This is a genomic window from Priestia sp. RMT2NF4 (genome assembly GCF_047872835.1).
Taxonomy (GTDB): domain Bacteria; phylum Bacillota; class Bacilli; order Bacillales; family Bacillaceae_H; genus Priestia; species Priestia zanthoxyli.
Genome location: NZ_JBLQZO010000001.1, coordinates 539,330 through 561,494, shown reverse-complemented (window position 1 = coordinate 561,494; position 22,165 = coordinate 539,330). Strand labels below are relative to the sequence as shown.

Genomic DNA, 22,165 nt, shown 5'->3' with positions numbered 1-22,165 from the left:
GTTAGAAAAAATTTAATGAGAATTTTTATAAAAAAAGAAAGGTCGACCTAGGTTCAACCTTTCTTTTTTATGTTTTTTATTAAAATAGATAGTAACCATTTATAAAGTTACATCTTTTTCAGCCATCTCATCTAGTATTCTTTTTAATGCAACGTCTGGGTTTAATGCGGGATCTGTTATATGCTGAGTTAAACATTCCGCACTTTCACTAACCTCTTTTTCGGTAACTACAACCGAATTATATTGAACAAAGTGAGTAAGAAACTTCATGCCCGTTAAGTTAGCCGTTTGTTGCAGCGGTTTTGTTAACTCACTGATCGTATAGTTGTTATAACCTCCTGCTCTATATGACTTTTGCGGACCTCCTACTGAAATTGCCAATCCAAATTCTTTTCCATGCAGTTTGGTGCCATTCGTGCCGTATGCCCAGCCGAAAGTTAATACATCGTCCAACCATTTCTTCATTAGCGGAGGCGTACTATACCAGTAAAAAGGAAATTGAAAAACGATGCGGTCATGCTTTAATAAAAGCTCTTGCTCTTTTTCTACATCAATTTCCCAATTCGGATAGCGCTCATAGATATTATTAACTGTGACATCTTCCTTCTCTAATCGCTTCATCCACGCTTTATTAACGTTAGATTCTGCTAAATTAGGGTGAAATATATTTACTAATACTTTCATTATGATCTCTCCTATACTGTGTATGATCTTTATAGTACGGAGATGATTTTCACTTAAACATCTCCTCTTAAATTCCTTTACACGTTTATTTTAGGAGATATTCAAGTCGTTTTCTTGTACAAAATTCGGTTATTTTTGTACAAAATTTTGTTTCCACTTAAGCGGGGACATTCCGGTTATTTTCTTAAAGTGCCTTGAGAAATGGCTTTGATCTGTAAAGCCTAATTCATAAGCAATTTCACTAAGCGGCAAACTGGACCTTTGCAATTTTTCTTTTGCTCTTTCGATCCGAATCTTAAGCAAGTATTGATGGGGCGTTACGCCTAGCGTTTGTTTAAAGCTGTTAATGAAATGAGAGGGACTTAAATTAGACAAACGAGTTAACTTATCTAATGTAATTGATTCAGCATAGTGGTCTTGCATGTATTCCATCGCTATTTTTAAATGCTCAAGTCCCGGATTCTTACCAAGGAAATTGGGCTGACTATCGTTATGCTGTTTTAAAATGTGATAAATAATTAAATTTGTAACTGAGTCAATGTACAGTTTTCCTTGGGGATTCCCCTGTTCGACCTCTTCGCTAATCCATAAAAGCAGCTGCTGCATTTTATAATCTTGATTTCTAAGGTAATAGCTTAAATCAAGCCTAGAAGATAAGCTTTCTTTATCAGCTATTTCTTTAACGATTTGAGGATTTAACTCAACACGTAAAAAAGATAACGGTTCTTTCCACTCGCAAGTGCTGTCAGCTCCCGCAGGAATAAAGTTAATATCATTTTTAAACGCTACTCCTCCATGAAAGCTGTCTGCTACTGTTTCTTGAATCGCAACAGGCTTAGCGGTACGGTGAAGAAGAAGCAAATGTTTATCCAACGTTTCACGTGCTTGTTGAGGCTGCACGTTTGCTGCTTTTATAATTTGAATATTTTCTTGTTTTTGACTCAAAACGTCATTTGAGTTAAACTTCACTTCTTTCATATAGCGCTCCTTTTTTATAGAGATATCCATCTTTTACTTTTTAGTTTGAATTTATGTGAACCCTTTTTGATTACTATAACGAAAGAGAGAATAAAAAGAAAAAGAAGTGAACCATAGATTCACTTCTTTTATGACGAACTCTTTATTTCATAGCCTGTAAATGGTTATTAGATTTCTGTTTTGCACCCCGCTGAACGAAAAAAATGATACAGAGCGCTAGAAGATATAAACATGCAAAAGCTGTTATGTACCAAAGCGCTGAGGTAATGCCGCTTGCGTCCATAGTAAAGCCAATAAGCGCAGGGAAAACAGCACCTCCAAGCCCTGAAAAACCAGTAATTAAACTGGTGACAATACGAGCAGATCCGGTAAACGTATGGTTAGCATATACCATCGTTATCGAATAGATACCTGACATTGCAAGCCCTAAAAACGCTAATAAAATATAGCCTGCTACTGCTTCTTTTAACAAGATAAACAGCACTAAACTCACAATTGTTCCTCCAATGCTGCCAAAAAGATAGCGTTCGTATGTAACGATTCGAATAACCCATCCAGTAGCTACTCGTCCTATTAGCATAGCCACCCAAAAAACGCTTATGCTTAAAGTAGCCTGTGATGGAATTACATCTAGATACACGATAAAAATAGACGAAAGAAAATTATTCATGCTGCTTTCCACTCCGGCGTACATAAAAATCATTACACTAAAAAGAGCGAGTATTTTCCATCTTTGATTTTTAGCAAGCACAGGCGCAGGTTCTGAGTTGGCGTCTGAAGCACCGCTTTCTGAAGTTGAAACAGTCTCTTTTTTAAAAGGAATCATTTTACAGACTACAACCATTAGTAACGCTAGTATACTGGTTATAAAAAATGAATACCTCCAGCTGTTCTGTGAAATCAATAAGCTAGCTATTAACGGCATCAACAGCGCACCCAGGCCAAATGATACTTCTAAATAACTCATAACAATAGCTCTTCTACCGATAAATACTTCCATCATTAAAGTAGCTACAACTACTTCCAAGGCCGCTACACCAATACCATTTAAGAAATTGAATACGATAATCCACTCAAATGGAGGCAATAAAAGCATACCTATTTGTGATAGCGCTATCATTAATGCGGAAATTGTAAGTAAATTCATTTCGCTGAAGCGTCCTAATAGAAAAGAAGATAGCGGAACTCCTATCAAAAATCCTAAAGAACCTACTAATACAAGCTGCCCGCCAACTGTATAAGACACATGGTAATGTGTTAACAATTGCGGTAAGACGGATCCTACGGCTGTAATGACTAATCCGCCCAACAAATAAAGCGCATATGAAGCTAGCGCAAATTTTTTCATCTTCCCACTCCCTTATATCCTCTAAAGCGTTCTTTCTGTACTCAATTATAAAGGTTTTTCTTAGATTATTAACCGAAATCCTAGAAAAAAATTTCTCCATACGCTACTTAAGTTCCAATCATTTATAAGATAAAACAAAAAGAAGGAGATCTATGTCTCCTTCTTTTTGCTATTCACCTTATAGTGATGCTTTTAAAATAGCTAAAATATCATCTTTATTCAGTTTCTTAAAGTTACCGAAACCTCCGTGCTCCATTTCACGAGCAGCAATTCCAGCAATTTCGTCTAGTCGCTCTTCTCCGATATCGTAATCTGCTAAGCGAGAAGGTGCACCAAGGCTGGACCAAAAAGCGCTTAGCTTATCGATTCCTTCTAACGCAATTTCTTTGTCACTTTTACCTGCAGTTTCAATATCAAACATGCTTGTCATGACGCGTTTCATACGAGTGACATCTTGATCTACAACGTGTCGCATCCAATTTGGGAATAGGATTGCTAAACCGCCCGCATGAGGAATGTCATATACTGCTGATACCGCGTGTTCAATTGTATGTGAAGCCCAATCTCCAAAGTATCCCATTTGAAGTGTTCCGTTTAATGCGATTGTTCCGGAATATAAAATCGTTTCGCGGTGTTCGTAGCTTTGCAGATCTTCTAGCAATTTCGGTGCTGTTTCAATTACTGTTTGTAATACGGAATAGCACATACGATCTTGTAAAGGCGTGTTTTTCACGTTATGGAAATATTGTTCGAACACGTGGCTCATCATGTCTACCATGCCGTAGATAGTTTGATCTCTAGGAACAGACATCGTGTTCACAGGATCTAGTATAGAAAATACAGGGTGCGTAACGGCGCTTCCCCAAACGTATTTTTCATTTGTTTCCCAATTCGTAATAACCGAATCAGGATTCATTTCAGAACCTGTTGCTGCCAATGTTAATACCGTTCCAAACGGCAGTGCTTTTGTAGCCGTGACTTTTTTGTTAATAATATCCCAGACGTCTCCTTCATACTCAGCTCCGGCAGCGATTGCTTTTGTACAGTCAATAACGCTTCCTCCGCCGACTGCTAGCATGAAATCAATGTTTTCATTTCGGCAAATTTCAATTCCTTTTCGTACCGTAGATAATCGAGGGTTTGGCTCTACGCCCGCTAACTCGTGTATGTTTACGTTTAGCTCTTTTAACAGCGCAAGAACTTGATCATATAAACCGTTTTTCTTAATGCTTCCTCCACCATATACAAGCAAAATATTTTTTCCGTATTTCGGGAGTTCTTCTGATAATGCTTGAAGCTGATCTTTTCCGAAGATTAATTTTGTGGGATTATGATAAATGAAATTTTCCATACTATCTGTATACCTCCTAGTTGAATATAAAGTAAGTTGTCGCATTACGCGAACAAGAATGTAAGTATAAATGTAAAACAAAAATTTTTCAAGAGTTAAGTTCTCAAATCGCGTACTTTGTTTTATTGAGTGATTAAAATGAAGAAAATGGCTTCCTAGACATAAAAAAGAGAGCAAGTAAATGCTCTCTTTAAAGCTCTTTATAAACCATTTTTCTATACGTAACAAAGCCTTCTTTTTCGTAAAAACTCTCCGCAACCGTATTGTCACTCCAGTAATCCAACTCAATTGTATTTATGTCTTGAGTACGGGCAATGCTATAAATTTCTTTCATCAAACTTGAACCAAACCCTTTGTTTTTGTGGAGTTCTGCGATACTTATTTGATGAACATAAATTGACTTGTAAGCTTTTTTAAACACTGTTTCTGAATACTGCTTTATTTCAACCCAAGCGAATCCTACATGCTGTCCTTCATCTTCTGCTAAAAGAAAGATAAACCTATCGTTTTCCATCACTTTCTTAAAAAATTCATGTATCTTCTGAAAATCATATGTTTGAAAGCGCTCGGGGGATAATTCTACATGCAGTTGATGAACAGACTGATTAAGCTTGGCAATTGTATCAGCATCGAAAGTACGGCTAATCTTCAATTTTTTCTCTCCTATATATCTCATATTTAGTAGTGGTCGTTATGAATTTATTTCGTTTAATATAGCCGGTGCGTTTGAGGTAAATAACAGATAGTTTTTATTGGTCGTTTTAATAAAAATTCGGTCAGTTGTTCCGTACGGAGGGCCAATTCGAATGGCGTTTGCTTCTTTGCCTCCGTACGTGTCATCTTCCGTTACTTCAAGAATGTCTTCTAACGGAATCGTAAAGTGTGCAAGCTGCCATTTTATAATGAGATTATCATTTATTTTTCGGACACTGATAGTTGGTGTAAACATTTTGTCCATCCCCTTTGGCTTCTATTTATCTTAACTTTGTCTCTCTGCAACGTGTTCTTTTATCCTTAAAATCGCTTCTTTCGGACAGCCTTGAAAATAGCCTCCGTGATAACAAATAACATGCTCGATCTCATAGTTTAAAAACTTTTCAAGTGATTGAACTGCTTGGTCCATATTTAAGGTCGTTTGTTTAACAGGTTCCATTAGCTGTCCATTTGCCAATACTAGAGCATCTCCGGCAACCAGCGTTTTTGATTTTCTTAAATAAAAACTAACGTGCCCAGGCGTATGTCCGGGAGTAAAAATAACTTCAATGCCTCCGCAGTATGGAAGCAGTTGACTTCCTTTTAATACTATATCCACGTCAACTTTTGGAGGGGTTTTATATAAATATTTTATTTCATCAGGTATAGCTGATAGTTCTTCTTTACTCATTTGACTAGCATTCGTTTTAATAAGCGGAAGTTTCCCTTCAATATACGGCTTATCAAATTCATGAGCATATACGATGATATTTTCATTTGATTTTTTTCGTATATCAGTCGCACACCCTATATGATCTAGATCTTGATGCGTTAGAAGAATTACTTTTAGCTGTTCAATAGATATATTCAATTCACCCAAGATCTCTTTCAGTTGATCGGTTTGCCCAGGCATTCCTGTATCAATTAGAATAGCTTCATCGTTATTCCAAACTAACGTAGGATTTAATATTATATCTTGGTCAAAAGCTCTGGCAGTCAACTGTAGCATCTCAACACCTGCAGAAATTCTCATTACGAACCCCTTTTCTTATTAAAGTACAAAGATTTCCAACCTCCACAATTGCTTAGCATGCAGTGCTATTCTTGAATTTTATCAATAAACAAAATAAAAACCAGACTGGAAAAAAATCACTTTTTATGATATGATATTTGTATAACAGAGTGTAAAATAATCGATTTTTATAAATGAAAAGGTGAACCCCACTGTCCGGGGTTCACCTTTTTTCTTTGTCGTTAGCCACTATGGCTTTTTTATTTCTTATCCTCTTTTTGAATGCACTCATGCAAAGGTACAACCTTGGTTTTCTTTGCTATTTTATATCCCCACCACGTCGCTAAAAAGAGAGGCAGGCCAATGTAGGAGACCGTTAAGCCGTACCAATCAATTTTGTCGGAAAGTACCGCTTGATAGTTTTGTCCTAAAATAACAATGAGGCACATTCCAAATGCAAGAACAGGACCTAGAGGGAACCATTTTGCTTTATAGGCTAGATCATTTAGATCCTGTCCTGAAGCAACATATGCTTTTCGGAAACGATAGTGGCTGACGGCAATACCAATCCACGCAATAAATCCGCTCATACCTGAAGCGTTTAAAAGCCACATATACATTTGATCACCAAAAACGGATGTTAAAAAGGCAAGACCGCCAATAATAGTGGTTAAAACAAGCGCATTTACTGGAATTCCTCGACGATTAATTTTCCGAAGCGCTTTAGGCGCTTGCCCTTCATTGGCCATTGACCATAACATTCGCGTAGAAGCATATAAACCAGATGTTCCGGCTGATAAAACGGATGTAAGAATAACAGCATTCATCACCGAAGCAGCTGCAGCAATTCCTGCTTTTTCAAAAACAAGCGTAAATGGACTAACCGCAATGTTATCCACATCTCCTCCTAGAAGAGATGGACTGGTGTAAGGAATGATAAGCCCGATTACAGCAATGGCTGCAATATAAAATAGAAGGATGCGCCAAAAGACTTGGCGAATGGCTTTTGGTATATTTTTTTGAGGGTTTTCACTTTCCCCTGCCGCAATACCGACTAGCTCTGTACCTTGAAAAGAAAATCCCGCGATAAAGAAAATGCTTAGTACGGACAGAAATCCGCCGTTGACCGGCGCTTCTTCTAATGTAAAGTTTTTAAAGCCGATATATTCACCGCCGAAGATGCCAAAGATCGTCAGAAGGCCCACTCCGATAAATACAATGATGGTTACTACTTTTACGAGAGCAAACCAATATTCAGATTCTCCATAGCTTTTTACAGATAGGAAATTAAGTAAAAAAATTAAGCCTAAAAACAAAGCGCTCCAGATAATACTTGGCACATCAGGGAACCAAAACTTCATGATAATAGCAGAAGCAGCTATTTCTACAGCGAGCGTAACAGCCCAGTTAAACCAGTAGTTCCAGCCGAGCGCAAACCCGAGAGCTGGGTCTACATAGTGACTGGCGTATGTTGAAAAAGAACCTGATACCGGCATAAACGTGGCCATTTCTCCAAGGCTAGTCATGAGAAAATAAACCATAATTCCAATAGCCCCGTAAGCAATCAGCGCTCCTCCCGGTCCAGCAGTTTGGATGGAAGATCCCGTGGCTAGAAATAAGCCAGTTCCTATTGAACCTCCAATGGCAATCATGGTCATATGACGAGCTTTTAAATGGCGTTTTACATGCTTATCGTCCTGTTTTTTTTCTTCTTCATTACGATTTATATCGACTGCTTCCATACTTATCCCACCTTCATAAAAGAACTATGCGAACATGTTTAACGTAAAGCGTATAAGAATATCCATCTCCTATAAAAAGTAGGAGATGGATCCTTTATTGCTCACTTTGAAAAATCAAAGTAGTTTCGTTTTAATAGACGAGGCAGGCTCATAAGCTGTTCGTACGTTACACTTTTTTCTAAGGCAGAGGTGTTGATTAAAAACAGTTGATCTTCAATGTGTCCAACTGTTTCGTCTGTTTGATACGTAATTCCACATTCTGAACATGTAATGGAAGGCGTCTCTTTAATTTCTATAGCTTTTGTACCGTCAGGAAGCTCCCAATAAACCGTTGCATCCGTCTCCTTGGCTTCATATGATTCGCACCATTGGCACTTCAATATTATTCCTCCTTCGCTCCCGCCGTTTCGTATTTTTTCATTTGCGTTTCAAATTTTTTCTCTTTTAATTGATCGCGCTTTTCACGCTTGTCTTTTAAAGAGCTATGCTCTGGATTTTGGTCATACGTTTTTCGGCGGTCAAGACGGTTTAGACCTTCTGGCGTTAAGTTGAACTTTGTATCATCAATAATCGAAAGAACACCGTTGCTTTCAAATTTTTCAAACACTTCAGGATATACTTTTTTATAAAATTCTTCTGCGCTTCCACTTTGGTAATTTTGCGGCTCTGGATAAGACGTAATAACACCTTCAAAGTTTCGAAGCACCACTTTATTGGAGCTTTGAGAAATAATATAGTTTGGCTGCAGCGGAATTTTACCGCCTCCTCCAGGAGCATCCACGATAAACGTAGGAACTGCATAGCCGGACGTATGGCCGCGAAGTCCTTCCATAATTTCTAGCCCTTTGCTGATTGGCGCACGGAAATGGCCGATTCCTTCTGATAAATCACATTGATAAATGTAGTAAGGACGCACGCGGATCTTTACTAAATCATGCATAAGCTGCTTCATGATTGGCACGCTGTCGTTAATTCCAGCTAAAATAACCGCTTGGTTTCCAACTGGAACTCCTACGTTCGCAAGCATTTCACATGCACGCTTTGATTCTTCTGTAATTTCAATTGATGTGTTAAAGTGCGTATTTAGCCAAACCGGATGATATTTCTTTAAGATGTTGCACAGATTTTCTGTAATGCGCTGAGGGAACACGACCGGCGCTCTTGTACCGATACGAATAATTTCTACGTGCGGAATATCGCGCAAATTTTTCAAAATATATTCTAAAATATTGTCATTGATTAATAGGCCGTCTCCTCCGGAAATTAATACATCACGAATTTGAGGGTTGGCTGCAATGTAATTAATCGCTGTATCCAGCTGTTTTTTTGGAACGCCCATTCCGATTTGTCCTGAAAAACGTCTTCTTGTACAATAGCGGCAGTACATGGAGCACTGATTTGTAACTAAAAACAGGACGCGGTCGGGATAACGGTGCGTTAAGCCAGGAACCGGTGAATCTTCATCTTCATGAAGCGGATCTTCTAAATCATACCTTGTTTTATGCAGTTCTTCTGAAATAGGAACGGACTGCATTCTGATTGGACATTTCGGATCATTCTCATCCATTAACCATGCGTAGTAAGGAGTGATGTTTAACGGAATCGTTTTAGTTGCAATTTTAACGCCTTCTTCTTCTTGAGGTGTTAAATTGATCACTTTCTTTAAATCTTCCAATGTTTTAATCGTGTTTGTCAGCTGCCATACCCAGTCGTTCCACTGCTCGTCCGTTACATCTTTCCAAAGCTCGATTTCTTTCCAATGTCTGCTTGCTTTATATAATGTATTTTTCATTTTATATTCCCTCCAAGGTTCATTTTTTGAATAGATGTTCTACTAAGAAATTGACCGCACCATATAATAGCGATCTTCTCCTTCGCCAAACTCTCCTGCCCGCGTTTCTTTAATCGTAAAGTCCATTTTTTTATACAGCTTAACAGCGCCTTCATTTTTTACATTCACAGTCAAACAAACGCTTTCAAAATTATCTTTTTGTAGAATCGAAAATATTTCTTCTAAGAACAGCTGTCCAATTCCGCTTCCTTGTTTATCAGAGCGGACGTAGAACCCAAAGATATAAGCTTTTGTGACATCTTTGTAATCTCTAAGCAGCTCGCAAATGGCAATTGGCCTTGCGTCATTTTCCTGGAAATATTGAATGAGCTTTCCGTAGCGCGCTAAAGGTACAAGCGTCTGTTCATCAACGGCTCCCATGCCCGGAAACGCATCTTTTTCAAGTTCAATCATCATTTTTTGCTGCGCGGGACTTAACGACTCTGGGACTTCGATATAATACTGCTCTTTTAATGCATCCATTTTTCTCTCCTCCTTTTTTCACTTTCATATTTTGCATCTTGCAGCGGCCATATTGGACTTGGAAGGTGCTGATAATTAAAGGTCGTTAAGCGGTTTGACGCTACGCCTGGCGCATCCACATAGATGATAGATCCTACAAGCGGTTCAAAAGCGGCTCTGAAATGATTTTTAGCTTTTAAACCAATGATTTTTTTCGTCGCTGGCTCAATGCCAATATGGCGAAAAAGTTCAGGATCGTTTGCTGATACCGGCCTTCCAATCAACAAAATATCCAATTCTCCTACTCGAATATGAGCTGCGCCTTTTACATTTACTTTTAAATGCTGATTAAACGGTCCCGAATTGTAAAACTTACCTTCTGATAAGCCAATGACCTTTGCTTCAACTTCAACGGGCTTTCCAAACTCAGGAGAAACTTTTCCTCCTAAGGAAAGAGAGACGTAGCTTCCAACTCCTGCTTGCACGCATTGTTTAATAGATTCAGGGTCATAAAGACCTCCAAACAGTGTCCCCGGCATATTTAGCTTCAGCATGTATTCTAAAAGCTCTGTTGTATCGCCGCTTCCGCAGCTTAAAGGATTGTCCGCTATATCAGCGAGCACAATTGGCTGTTCGTTTGATCGTTTTAACGCTGTTTGCAGACCTTCTTCAACGGTAGGCAAATCCATGATAAAATCTTCTTTTATACTCCAAAACTGAGAAGCTAGTCTATTTGCTGTTTTTTCTGCTGTTTCCGGATTCAAAGCTGTTACGAGCACGCTTGCTCCCGCAATTGGAATATCAGAATACGGAAAGCCTCCAAAAATGGAAACATTGTATACGTCTTCTTCTTGCTCGGCTTGCTTAGCAAGATTAATCATTTTTTTCATCGGCCCTTCTGCTGTTCGCATATTAATCGACGGCAAAAGCATGGGCATTTTTTTTAAAGACGCATAATAGATAGCGCTTTCTTTTACTTGTGTTAAAAGCGCTCGCGCTGCGTTCACTCCTTGTTCATACATATCAATATGAGGATATGTTTTAAAACCGAAATGTAGCGGCGTGTACGTAAGCATATCTTCACTGATATTTGCGTGCATATCGAGCGTAGTAGCAATGGGAACATCGCTTCCTATACAGCTTCTTATTTGACCTAACAAATGAGCTTCCGGATCGAAAAGATGCTCTGCTACCATTGCGCCGTGCAAGGCGATTAATAAGCCATCTAGCGGGCCGGCGTGAGTAAGCATATGCAGCATTTGCTTTTCAATTGTGTAATAAGCTGCCGAAGATACAACCCCAGACGGAATTGCAGCTGCACAAACAAGGGGAACGATTTCTACTTGCTTCTCTTGCTTTAATACATCTAAAAATCCCCCTACTTCTGTTTTGGTTCCTGAGTATGCTTTATATATTTCCGTTCCAACAAAATATCCTTCTTGTACAAACTGTTCTATTTCTGTTTTTAATGGACTAAAGCTGTGAGATTCATGATAAAAAAAGGCAATGCCAATGCGATATGAAGACATGTGCTCCTCCTTTTCGCTAAGGTGCGAGATTAATAGTTGGTGTAGACAGACTTCCATTCTGTCATCACATCAAATGCATGATGAGAAACTTCCCTGTGGCCGTTGCCAGACATTTTCATTCCACCGAATGCTACCCCCATTTCAGCATTAGATGTTCCGTTATTGATATAGACTAATCCGCTAACAGCGTCTTTGGCAGCTCGGCTGGCATAGTGCAAGCTGCTTGTATAAATAGAAGTGGAAAGTCCGTACACCGTTCCATTATTGACGCTCATTGCTTCTTCGTAGCCATCTACTTCAATAAAAGCAAGCACGGGACCAAAAATCTCTTCTTGAGCAATTGTGTGATTTGAATGGACGTTATCGATGATTGTAGGCATGTAATAACAAGTTCCTAACTCTGATAAAGCACGACCTCCGAGCGCAATATTCCCGCCTTCTTCTACCCCTTTTTGTACGTAATCTTCTACTAAACGGCACTGCTGTTCATTAACAAGCGGTCCTATTGCAACCCCTTCATCAAGACCATTTCCAATCTTCATTTCTTCTGTAAGAGCTATTACTTTTTTCAACAGCTCTTCTTTTACTGAACGCTCCACGATGACTCTGCTAGCTGCGGTACAGCGCTGACCCGTTGTCGTGAATGCTGATTTAACGATTCCCTCTGCTGCTTTATCCAGATTGGCATCTTTTAATACGATAACCGCGTTTTTTCCTCCTAGCTCTAAAGAAATACGCTTTAAGGTTTTGCTGCTCATTTCTGCTAATTGCTGACCAACTTCCGTAGAACCTGTAAATGAGATGATTTTCACTTCAGAGTGCGTAGCAAGCTTTTGTCCAACGATTCTGCCCGATCCTGTAAGCAAGTTAATCGTTCCTTTTGGAAGCCCCGCAGCGTGCAATACTTCCATAAAAATCTTCGCTGAGAGCGCCACTTCTGAAGCCGGCTTCCAAACAACCGTGTTGCCAGCAATTAAAGCAGCAAACATTTTATAAGAAGCGAGAGAAACAGGAAAGTTCCAAGGTGTAATACATGCCACAACTCCAAGCGGTTCGCGCACCATTTTTATATCTCGGTCAGGAAAGCCAGCGGGCACTATTTCGCCAAACAAACGTCTTCCTTCTCCCGCCATATACTGAGCTGTTGCAATGACGACACCAACTTCCCCTATGGATTCTGTCAGTGGTTTTCCCATTTCTTTTGTCATCACTTGAGCTAGCTCTTCTTTTCTGTCTTCAAAAAGCAAAGCTGCTTTTGTTAAAAATGCTGCACGTTCCGGAATAGATGTATTTTTCCAGTGGCTGTAGGCTTTACTAGCCGCGTTTACGGCAGCATCGACTTGACTAGCCGTAGCGGCTGCGCACGTTCCGACGAGCTCTTGTGTTGCAGGGTTTATACTTTTAAAATAGGTTTGCTCCTCTTCACTTACCCACTCGCCGTTAATATATAAATCTCCTTGCAGCAGTTCGGTTTTAGTTTGACTCATATCGTTACCCTCCTTTTCATTTAAAAAGCTAGTTAATTGAAACTGCTTCTGTGATGACTTCTTCTAATAAAGACAGCCCTTGATTCAGCACGTCTTTATCAATATTCAGCGGCAGCATTAAGCGAATGGTTTGCCCTTTGACTCCACAGTTCATGATAAGCAGTCTTCTTTCCAGCGCTTTTGATTTAATGGCAGGAACATAAGCAGCTGCTGTTTCAACATGAAATTCAATGCCAATCATCATGCCAATTCCTCTAACCTCTTTAATAGCCGGTAAATGTCCGATAGAATGCTGAAGACGTTTCACAATATCGGCACCTACTTTTTCACTGCGCTCTACAAGCTTTTCTTCTTCAATGATTGAAATGTTAGCTAAAGCAGCTGCGCACGATACTGGATTTCCACCAAAAGTAGAACCATGTCCGGCTGTTGGCCATTTCTCATGCAGTTCTCGGCTTGCTACAATTGCTCCTAGTGGCATACCACCGGAAAGAGCTTTTGCTAAAACTAAAATATCTGGTGTGACTCCAGCATGTTCTGCGGCAAACATTTTTCCAGTGCGCCCGAATCCCGTTTGCACTTCATCAAAGATAAGCAGAATGCCATAATCATTCGCTATGTCTCTCAGTGCGCGTAAAAAGCTAGAAGGAGCAGGGTAATAGCCTCCTTCACCCATGACTGGCTCAATAACAATCGCCGCTACGCGTGAAGGATCCACTCGCAGTTCAAACAGCTTTTGCAGTTGATTTAAGCAATATGCTTCCGCTTCTTCCTCGTCAATATTAGGAAGCTGACTTGGATACGGATAAGGCGCGTGATACACTTCTCCTAAAATCGGCTCGTAGTAGCTTCGGTACTTGGAGCTTGAAGCCGTAATAGCTGTAGCTCCGAGTGTACGGCCATGAAAAGAACCTTCAAAAGCAATAATCGCTGGTCTCCCAGTGGCCGCTTTTGCTAACTTAAGCGCTCCATCAATAGCTTCTGCGCCTGAGTTTGAAAAGAAAACCGTATCTAAGTTTCCTGGCGTAATTTGCGCAAGTTTTTCTGCCAAATTCACAGCTGTTTCATAGTATCCGTAATTTAAACCGAGGTGAAGCAGCTGATCTGCTTGTTTTTTAATCGCTTCTACCATCTTTTCATGTGTATGACCTACTGCATTGACAGCTACTCCTGATACAAAATCAATGTATTCCGTGCCATCAGCTGTCCAAAATTTCGCACCGTGCGCTTTTTCAATAACAAGCTCTGTTACTCTTGTCATCACGGGTGATAAATGTTTTTTGCCTTTGATTTGAAGCTCTTCTGTTTTATTTTGCACTTTCATATGACTCATCCTTTCTTATGTGCTGATGAAAAATAGAAAACGCATGATCTAGCAATCTCACTATTTCATCAACTTCTGATTTCGTTATGTTTAAAGGAGGACTAATAATGATATGTTCTCCTTTATGTCCATCTATAGATCCGGACCCTGGATAAAATACGCCTCCAAGCTCCATACAAATTTCATTGAGCTTTTCGCTGGCTGCTTCGCCTGGCTCGAAAAATATCTGTTGATTGGCGTCTTTCATTAGTTCTAATCCAATTAAAAGTCCGCGGCCGCGAATATCTGAAATATACGGATGCTTTCGCTGCAGCGCTACTAAACATTCCATTAAATACGCACCTTGAGTTTCTACATTTTGAAGGATATTTACTTCTTCATACATGTCCAAAGCAGCAAGTCCTGCCGCTATCGAAACAGGATGTCCACTGTACGTATAGCCGTGAAGGAATTTTCCGCCGCTATTTTCTAACAGTCCTTGAATCAGACGGTCATGGACAACCATTCCTCCTAAAGGAGCGTACCCTGCTGAAACTCCTTTACCAAACGTTAGAATATCCGGTTCGATTCCGAATTGTTCCACTGCAAAATCAGTTCCCGTTCTCCCAAAGCCTGTCATCACTTCATCAACAATCAAAAGAATGTCATAGCGGCTGCAGAGCTCACGTACTTTTTTGAAATAGTCAAGCGGAGGCACGACAGCTCCTTGCTGACTTCCTACAATCGGCTCTGCGATAAAAGCTGAAATATTTTCTGGACCGAGCTCTAAAATGGTGCGTTCAATATCGGTGATGCAGCTCCAGTTTTGATTTGCCACGCAGTCTTCTTGATTGCGATTATACGGACAGCGGTGACAATAAGGAGAATAAACGTGCGCAAAATGTAAAAGATTAGGTGTGTAAGGATATCGTCTTTTTACATCTCCTCCAGCTGATAGTGCCCCTATCGTATTTCCGTGATAGGACTGCCACCTTCCGATTACGATGTGTTTTTGCGTCTTTCCGACATCTCTGTGATATTGCCTTGCTAATTTTAATGCACTTTCATTGGCTTCTGATCCTCCTGATGTAAAATAGACTTTGTTTAAATAGAGTGGAGCCATTTTACCGATTTTTCCTGCAAGTTTATGCAAAACATCTGTTTCAAAACGTAATGTATGAACAAACGCCGCTTTTTTAGCCTGATCAGCCATCGCCTCGGCTATTTTTACAATGCCGTGCCCTAAGTTTGCCGCTACGGCCCCGGAGCAGCCGTCTAAATACTTTTTTCCTTGTTCATCTATTAAGTAGCTTCCTTGACCGTACGTAATCATAGGGTACTTTTTTGTTAAATCTCTATGAAAAACATAATCTCTTTTTATTTCGTCCATCTTTCCACCACCATCGCCATTCCTAATCCTCCTGCAACGCAAATAGTAGCAAGGCCGTATCGTCTTTTTTGCTTGTGGAGCTCATGACACAGAGTTGTGATGATTCTTGCCCCGGAGCAGCCTAAAGGATGTCCAAGCGCAATTGCTCCTCCGTTTACATTCACTTTCTCTGATGTGATGTCCCATTCTCTTAAGCAAGCAATACTTTGGGCGGCAAATGCTTCGTTTAATTCAATTAAGTCCATATCATTTAAGCTTAAACCGGCTTTAGTTAAAGCAATTTGCGAAGCAGAAACGGGGCCAATTCCCATTTCCTTTGGAGAGACGCCGGCTGCGGCAAACGACACAATCTTTGCCATAGGTGTTAATCCGAGATGCTCAGCTTTTTCTTCCGACATCATCAGCAGCATCGAAGCGCCATCGTTTCTTCCGGATGAATTTCCGGCTGTCACCGTTCCATTTCTTTGAAAAACGGACTTAAGCGTACCAAGCTTTTCTTTGCTAGTAAGACGAGGAAATTCATCTGTTGCAAAATGCCTCATTCCTTCTTTTACAGGAACCGGTATAATTTCTTCTTCGAACAAATCAAGTTCTATAGCCCGCCTAGCTTTTTCCTGACTATAAAAAGCAAACTCGTCCTGCTCCGTACGGCTAATGCTATACTTTTCAGCAAGCCACTCCGCCGTCTGTCCCATTGTAAACGTTCCGTATAGCGTTTCAGGCTGTGATTTTGGCTGACTTTCTGTGTTAGAGTCATAGAGTGTTAAATCACCAACGTGAAAACCAAAACGAGTGCCTACCGTATAGTGCGGTGCTTGAGACATGCTTTCCACTCCTCCAGCTAATACCGTTTCGGCTTGACCTGATAAAATGGACATAGCGCCATTCATCACAGCCTGCATGCCTGAGCCGCACTGGCGGTGCACGGTATAAGCAGGAATACGTTCAGAGAATTGAGCTTTAAGCCCGGCTACTCTCGCTATATTAGGAGCATGAGCGCTTTGTTTCGTTTGTCCGACAATAATTTCATCAACAATCTCTGATGTATATCCGGCTGAAGACAAATTGTTTTTCATCACAAGAGAGACTAGTTCTTCTGGAAGCGTATCTGCAAGCGAACCGCCAAACTTTCCAATAGGAGTTCGAAATGCATTTACAATCACTGCCATTATGCCGTCACCTCATTGTCTTTGCTAAACAATGTAGAAACATGAAAAGCAGCCTCAGTTTTTTGTTTTACTTCCTCTAAAGAAACACCCGGAGCTGTTTCAAGAAGTTCAAGACCAAGATCGGTTACCGAAAAGACAGCTAATTCCGTAATAATCATATCGACTCGTCGCTCTGAAGTAAGCGGATAGCTTAAATTCCTAACTAGCTTTGACTCTCCTTGACTATTCGTATGAAGAGTCGTCACAATCACTTTTTTCGATCCTTCTAATAAATCCATTGCTCCTCCTACGCCAAGAACACTTTTCCCAGGGACAGCCCAGTTCGCAATTCGCCCTGCTTCATCTACTTGAAGCACTCCAAGAATGGATACATTCACATGACCTCCGCGTATCATCGCAAAAGAATCGGCGCTGTTAAAAAATGAGGCACCTTCCAAGACCGTGACGGGAAGCTTCCCAGCATTCACAAGCTCTGGATCTATATAGGTTTCTTCAGGAGTAGGGCCAACGCCGAGAATTCCGTTTTCTGAATGTAAAAACACGTGAACATCGGGTGAAATATAATTAGCAACCAAAGTAGGAATCCCTATCCCTAAGTTCACTACATCTCCGTGACAAAGCTCTTTTGCAGCGCGCCCGGCAATATATTGTTTGACGTTCATCTTATTTTTCTCCTTTCACTACGATATAAGTAACGTATAAATGAGGAGTGATAATTTCTTCAGGAGAAATTTGTCCAACTTCAACCACTTCTTCTACTTCAGCAATCACGATATCAGCGGCCGTTGCCATCATTGGATTAAAGTTTCTTGCTGATTTGCTGTAAATAAGATTTCCGAGTCGGTCTGCTTTTTTAGCTTTTATAAGCGCTACATCTGCGTGCAGCGATTCTTGCAAAACATATTTCTTTCCTTTTAACACTCGTTCTTCTTTTCCTTCAGCGAGCTGAGTCCCTACGCTCACAGGCGTATAAAATCCTCCGATGCCTGCTCCTCCTGCTCTAATTGCCTCGGACATTGTTCCTTGCGGGATGAGCTCCACTTGAAGTTCTTGTTGTTGATAAGCGTGTACAACTTCAGGGTTGGAAGTAAAATAAGACCCTATGGCTTTTTTTACTTGTTTTTTTTGAACCAATACACCTAATCCTTTTCCAGGTTCACCGAGGTTATTACTAATAATCTCTAAATCTTTAAGGTTTGATTTGGCAATCGCTTCAATCAGACTAAGCGGGCTTCCAACAAGACCAAATCCACCTACCATAATGCGTGCGCCATCTGTTATTTTTTCTATTGCTTCTTCGCGCGTGATGATTTTGTTCATTTTGTTTCCTCCTTTTCTTTTTATATTTCACAGCGCTTTACACGAAAAAAACCAAGCAGGACACAATGACTCCCCAAAGAAAAAGGGATGTCCCCCACTCTTTGTAAAGTGTGTGTGTCTGCTTGGTTTTAATAAGACCATGAAAAGAGGTTGTCTTCTCACTTTATTCTAACCAAACGCTATGTAATTTTTTGATTCACATTATCCCAGTAACGTTGGATTGCAGCCTGAAGCGCTACGATAATCGCCTGTTGAGATGGAGCAAAATAATAATTTTGAATACGTTCAATAAGAGGTTCAATTCCATCTGCAAGGCAGTAACCAATAAGCAGCTTCCGGAAAAAATTTTGCGTCAGCTCCGTAATAAACGTAAACTCAGCATTTACAATTTTATGCTCTGTCAGATCCACTTCTAGTACAATTCCCGCATGCTTATACATTTCATACATGGAAGTTCCCTGTGGAGCTTTTGCATATCCTGTCACAATGACTGTATTCAGTATTTGCATGCCCCTTAATCTCCTTTTAAAAACTATTTAATTACTCCGCACATTTACACTAATAATTCTGAAAGGTCAAATGAGACTAACTCATATGCTTTTAGTTATGTAAGTGCTTTCATTTTTAAAAAGATATGTTCTTACACAACTAATATTTCGCCTTTTCTAGACAAAATCCTTCTTTTCTTTTAAAAAAACTTTCTATTTTTTTATTTATTCGGCTTTATTGAAATTTATTCGAATCTCCATCAAACTTTTCATCTGCTATACGGATGGACTCTGTTGGGCAGCCTTCAAACGCATCTATTAAATCGTCTTCTAACTCTTGGGGCACTTCAACAGTGCCTTGATTATCATCAAGGATAACGAACGCAATTCCTTCATCATCATAATCATAAATATCAGGTGCCGCAGCTCCGCATGCGCCGCACGCAATACACGTTTCTTTATCGACTATCGTATATTTCCCCATGATCATTCTCCTAACTAAGTTTAAAAGTTATTACTTATTACCAGCCGCGTTCTTGCATACGATTTTCTGGTAATAATGATGAAATTTCAATTCCTTTCATTGCACTTCCTAGCCCTTTTGACAAGCTTGCAATCAGTTCATAGTCTTGATAATGCGTTGTTGCTTCCACGATTGCTCGAGCAAATTTTTCAGGGTTGTCGGATTTAAAGATTCCTGAACCAACGAACACGCCGTCTGCTCCAAGCTGCATCATTAACGCTGCGTCCGCTGGTGTTGCTACGCCGCCCGCTGCAAAGTTTACAACTGGTAGGCGACCTTCACGTTTAATTTGCAGTAATAACTCATAAGGCGCGCCTAATAGTTTGGCTTCTGTCATTAGCTCATCTTCGTCCATGCCCACAACTTTACGTACTTGAGCGTTGACTTGGCGCATATGACGCACTGCTTCCACGATATTTCCTGTTCCTGGTTCGCCTTTTGTACGAAGCATCGAAGCACCTTCACCAATTCGTCTTGCTGCTTCCCCTAAATCACGGCATCCGCATACAAATGGAACCGTAAATGTACTTTTGTTAAGGTGATATTCCTCATCAGCTGGAGTAAGTACTTCACTTTCATCAATGTAGTCTACACCCATTGCTTCTAGCACGCGTGCTTCAACAATATGGCCAATACGAGCTTTTGCCATAACTGGAATGGACACAGCGTTCATCACTTCTTCAACAATTGTTGGGTCTGCCATACGAGACACGCCGCCTGCTGCACGAATATCAGCTGGAACACGCTCCAATGCCATAACAGCAACAGCGCCTGCTGCCTCTGCAATTTTTGCCTGTTCTGCATTGATCACGTCCATGATAACGCCGCCTTTTTGCATTTCTGCCATTCCCCGCTTCACGCGGTCCGTTCCATTTCTCACCATATTCAATTCCTCCTTTATATGTTCAAACACTTATTATGCAACTTCCATGCCAGTGTTAAAATATAGAAGAAATTAGTGAAAAGTACTGATTTTTATGCCAAATTATTAAGCGGTTTTTAAAAATTTGGCAGGCGAAAGCCAATTTTTTAAACTAAAACAGCTTCCATCCCTATTAGAGACGGAAGCTGTTTTGTTAAGGAACTAACACTAATTTTCCGGTCGTTTTTCTTCCTTGAAGCAGACGATGTACATCTGCTGCTTCTTCAAGTGAAAATGTACCGCCCAGCATTAATTTTAACTGACCGGAATTCACGTAGTTTAATAGCTCATGCAGGCTTTGCTGATAAAGTGCTGGTTTTGCCATCATTTGAGGTAAGAAAAAGCCGAGAACCGCCTGATTTTTTTCCATCAGGCGAGCAGGGTTAAACTTTACAGATTTTCCGCTAGCCATTCCGTAAAAAACGAGGCGCCCAAATGGTGCAAGACATTGAAGAGATTCATAGAATATATGGCCTCCTACCATTTCTAAAATAATATCGGCTCCTTTTCCTTCTGTTACTTCTAAAATCCGTTTTTCCCAGCCCGTTTCTGTATAGTTAATCACTTCGTCGGCTCCAAGATTTTTTGCAAGCTCAAGCTTTTCTTTAGAGCTCGCTGTAGCAATAACTTTTCCAGCTCCAAAAATTTTCGCAAGCTGAACAGCTAGGGTTCCGACGCCGCCTGCTGCTGCATGAACGATGACGATTTCTCCTTTTTCAAGGCGACCCATTGTTTTTAAAATATGATAAGCCGTTAGTCCTTGAAGAGGCAAAGCAACGGCCTGTGTTAAATCCACATTCTCCGGCAACGGAATAAGGCCTCTTGAATCTGCCAGCGTGTACTCAGCGTATCCTGTTGCTCGATTAGATCCCAGCAGTGTCACGACTTTTGTACCTACTTTTATCCCTTGTACATCCTCGCCTACTTCAACCACTTCGCCTGCTACTTCAGAGCCTGGAATAAAAGGCAGCGGCGTTTCGACTACATATGCTCCTTCGCGCCGCGCAGCGTCGGCATAATTAACGCCAATTGCCGCAACTTTAATGAGCACATCTTTCTTTTTAGGTACAGGGCGTGCAATATCGATAACTTGCAGAACATCAGGCCCTCCATACTGGGTGAATTGAATAGCTTTCATCTTTTATATCCCCCTCTTATTTCCCTTGAAATAGTGGCTTTCTTTTTTCTTTAAATGCAGATATTCCTTCTTGATGATCCCTCGTTTCTACCATAAGAACTTGCGTTAGCCTTTCTTGTTCAAGCACTTGTTCTAGCGTTAAATGGAATGAATCGTTGACGATTTTTTTCATTTTTCCGTACGCTTTCGTTGGCCCTTGTGATAAACGGCTTGCAAAAGACGTAACCTCATCTTTCAACTGATCTAACGGCACTACACGGTTCAAAAAACCGGCTTTGTAAGCCGTATCGGCATCCAGAGGCTCTGCTAAAAACAGCAGTTCTTTAGCTTTGTGGGGGCCAACGACCTTTGTGAGAAAGTAAAGACCTCCTCCATCTGAAATCAATCCCACTTGAGAAAAGCTTAATACAAATCGGCTTTCTTGTGATGCGATGATAAAGTCAGAAGCGAGAGCTAAATTAAAAGCAGCTCCTGCTGCAAACCCATGAACTGCTGAAATAATTGGCTTCTCTAGATTTTGCATCGCTAAAATACATTCATTTAAACGGCCGATATGTTCATAAACATCAGCTCCCGATGCTTGACCCATCGTTTTTACATCGCCTCCGGCAGAAAACGAGCGCCCCGCTCCATTTAATATAACCACTTTAATAGACTCATCGCTTTGTGCCTGTTTTATTTCAGCTGTTAACTTTTCAATCATTTCCTCACTGAATGCATTTAAACGATCCGGTCGATTTAATGTTAAAGATAAAATAGTCCCCTGCTTTTCTACTACTAAATCACTCATAATTT

23 protein-coding genes are annotated in these 22,165 nt (G+C 40.4%); all 23 read right to left on the bottom strand.

Annotated features, from left to right (window positions below):
• Positions 1 to 99: 99 nt before the first annotated feature.
• Positions 100 to 684 (bottom strand): NAD(P)H-dependent oxidoreductase, encoded by a 585-nt coding sequence (locus ACMX9J_RS02795; RefSeq protein WP_416225390.1) that lies wholly within the window; start codon positions 682 to 684, stop codon positions 100 to 102.
• Between the two features lie 129 nt (positions 685 to 813).
• On the bottom strand, positions 814 to 1,662 hold the full coding sequence (locus ACMX9J_RS02790) for a helix-turn-helix domain-containing protein (protein WP_416225389.1): 849 nt from the start codon (positions 1,660 to 1,662) through the stop codon (positions 814 to 816).
• 142 nt (positions 1,663 to 1,804) lie between these two features.
• Complete coding sequence (locus tag ACMX9J_RS02785) at positions 1,805 to 3,010, bottom strand: MFS transporter (RefSeq protein ID WP_034266188.1); 1,206 nt, start codon at positions 3,008 to 3,010, stop codon at positions 1,805 to 1,807.
• 178 nt (positions 3,011 to 3,188) lie between these two features.
• On the bottom strand, positions 3,189 to 4,361 hold the full coding sequence (locus tag ACMX9J_RS02780) for an iron-containing alcohol dehydrogenase (protein ID WP_034266185.1): 1,173 nt from the start codon (positions 4,359 to 4,361) through the stop codon (positions 3,189 to 3,191).
• Positions 4,362 to 4,551: 190 nt separating this feature from the next.
• Complete coding sequence (locus tag ACMX9J_RS02775) at positions 4,552 to 5,013, bottom strand: GNAT family N-acetyltransferase (protein ID WP_033578995.1); 462 nt, start codon at positions 5,011 to 5,013, stop codon at positions 4,552 to 4,554.
• A 39-nt stretch (positions 5,014 to 5,052) separates the two neighbouring features.
• Positions 5,053 to 5,310, bottom strand: a complete 258-nt coding sequence (locus ACMX9J_RS02770; protein WP_033578994.1) for a hypothetical protein — start codon at positions 5,308 to 5,310, stop codon at positions 5,053 to 5,055.
• Positions 5,311 to 5,340: 30 nt separating this feature from the next.
• On the bottom strand, positions 5,341 to 6,087 hold the full coding sequence (locus ACMX9J_RS02765) for an MBL fold metallo-hydrolase (RefSeq protein ID WP_034266182.1): 747 nt from the start codon (positions 6,085 to 6,087) through the stop codon (positions 5,341 to 5,343).
• 239 nt (positions 6,088 to 6,326) lie between these two features.
• Complete coding sequence (locus ACMX9J_RS02760; protein ID WP_033578992.1) at positions 6,327 to 7,808, bottom strand: amino acid permease; 1,482 nt, start codon at positions 7,806 to 7,808, stop codon at positions 6,327 to 6,329.
• A gap of 101 nt (positions 7,809 to 7,909) precedes the next feature.
• A complete protein-coding gene (locus ACMX9J_RS02755; RefSeq protein WP_013057076.1) occupies positions 7,910 to 8,188 on the bottom strand; it encodes a YokU family protein in 279 nt (92 codons plus the stop codon).
• A gap of 2 nt (positions 8,189 to 8,190) precedes the next feature.
• Entirely contained in the window at positions 8,191 to 9,600 is a 1,410-nt protein-coding gene (gene ablA, locus ACMX9J_RS02750) for a lysine 2,3-aminomutase (protein WP_033578990.1), read from the bottom strand.
• Positions 9,601 to 9,642: 42 nt separating this feature from the next.
• Positions 9,643 to 10,122: a GNAT family N-acetyltransferase gene (locus ACMX9J_RS02745; RefSeq protein WP_028413331.1), complete on the bottom strand. Its 480-nt coding sequence runs from the start codon at positions 10,120 to 10,122 to the stop codon at positions 9,643 to 9,645.
• Positions 10,110 to 11,630, bottom strand: coding sequence for a M81 family metallopeptidase (locus ACMX9J_RS02740; RefSeq protein WP_416225388.1), 1,521 nt, complete (start codon positions 11,628 to 11,630; stop codon positions 10,110 to 10,112). The genes ACMX9J_RS02745 and ACMX9J_RS02740 overlap by 13 nt, the downstream gene beginning before the upstream one ends.
• A 29-nt stretch (positions 11,631 to 11,659) precedes the next feature.
• The gene (locus ACMX9J_RS02735) at positions 11,660 to 13,117 is read right to left on the bottom strand and encodes an aldehyde dehydrogenase family protein (protein ID WP_416225387.1); all 1,458 of its coding nucleotides are present in this window, start codon (positions 13,115 to 13,117) and stop codon (positions 11,660 to 11,662) included.
• Positions 13,118 to 13,145: 28 nt separating this feature from the next.
• Entirely contained in the window at positions 13,146 to 14,441 is a 1,296-nt protein-coding gene (locus tag ACMX9J_RS02730) for an aminotransferase class III-fold pyridoxal phosphate-dependent enzyme (protein WP_034266166.1), read from the bottom strand.
• Positions 14,425 to 15,810, bottom strand: a complete 1,386-nt coding sequence (locus ACMX9J_RS02725) for an aspartate aminotransferase family protein (RefSeq protein ID WP_416225386.1) — start codon at positions 15,808 to 15,810, stop codon at positions 14,425 to 14,427. The genes ACMX9J_RS02730 and ACMX9J_RS02725 overlap by 17 nt, the downstream gene beginning before the upstream one ends.
• Positions 15,798 to 16,979: a thiolase family protein gene (locus tag ACMX9J_RS02720; protein ID WP_416225385.1), complete on the bottom strand. Its 1,182-nt coding sequence runs from the start codon at positions 16,977 to 16,979 to the stop codon at positions 15,798 to 15,800. The genes ACMX9J_RS02725 and ACMX9J_RS02720 overlap by 13 nt, the downstream gene beginning before the upstream one ends.
• Entirely contained in the window at positions 16,979 to 17,641 is a 663-nt protein-coding gene (locus ACMX9J_RS02715; RefSeq protein WP_034266157.1) for a 3-oxoacid CoA-transferase subunit B, read from the bottom strand. Before ACMX9J_RS02715 ends, ACMX9J_RS02720 begins: the two co-directional genes overlap by 1 nt.
• Position 17,642: 1 nt before the next feature.
• The gene (locus ACMX9J_RS02710) at positions 17,643 to 18,299 is read right to left on the bottom strand and encodes a CoA transferase subunit A (protein WP_416225384.1); all 657 of its coding nucleotides are present in this window, start codon (positions 18,297 to 18,299) and stop codon (positions 17,643 to 17,645) included.
• A gap of 179 nt (positions 18,300 to 18,478) precedes the next feature.
• The gene (locus ACMX9J_RS02705; protein ID WP_013057066.1) at positions 18,479 to 18,808 is read right to left on the bottom strand and encodes a DUF3870 domain-containing protein; all 330 of its coding nucleotides are present in this window, start codon (positions 18,806 to 18,808) and stop codon (positions 18,479 to 18,481) included.
• 214 nt (positions 18,809 to 19,022) lie between these two features.
• Positions 19,023 to 19,271 carry a ferredoxin gene (locus ACMX9J_RS02700; protein WP_013057065.1) on the bottom strand — a complete coding sequence of 83 codons (249 nt, stop codon included), beginning with the start codon at positions 19,269 to 19,271 and terminating at the stop codon, positions 19,023 to 19,025.
• A gap of 37 nt (positions 19,272 to 19,308) precedes the next feature.
• On the bottom strand, positions 19,309 to 20,193 hold the full coding sequence (pdxS, locus tag ACMX9J_RS02695) for a pyridoxal 5'-phosphate synthase lyase subunit PdxS (RefSeq protein ID WP_014460089.1): 885 nt from the start codon (positions 20,191 to 20,193) through the stop codon (positions 19,309 to 19,311).
• A 193-nt stretch (positions 20,194 to 20,386) separates the two neighbouring features.
• Entirely contained in the window at positions 20,387 to 21,370 is a 984-nt protein-coding gene (locus ACMX9J_RS02690) for a quinone oxidoreductase family protein (protein WP_274863890.1), read from the bottom strand.
• 16 nt (positions 21,371 to 21,386) lie between these two features.
• Complete coding sequence (locus tag ACMX9J_RS02685; protein ID WP_028413341.1) at positions 21,387 to 22,160, bottom strand: enoyl-CoA hydratase/isomerase family protein; 774 nt, start codon at positions 22,158 to 22,160, stop codon at positions 21,387 to 21,389.
• Positions 22,161 to 22,165: the final 5 nt, after the last annotated feature.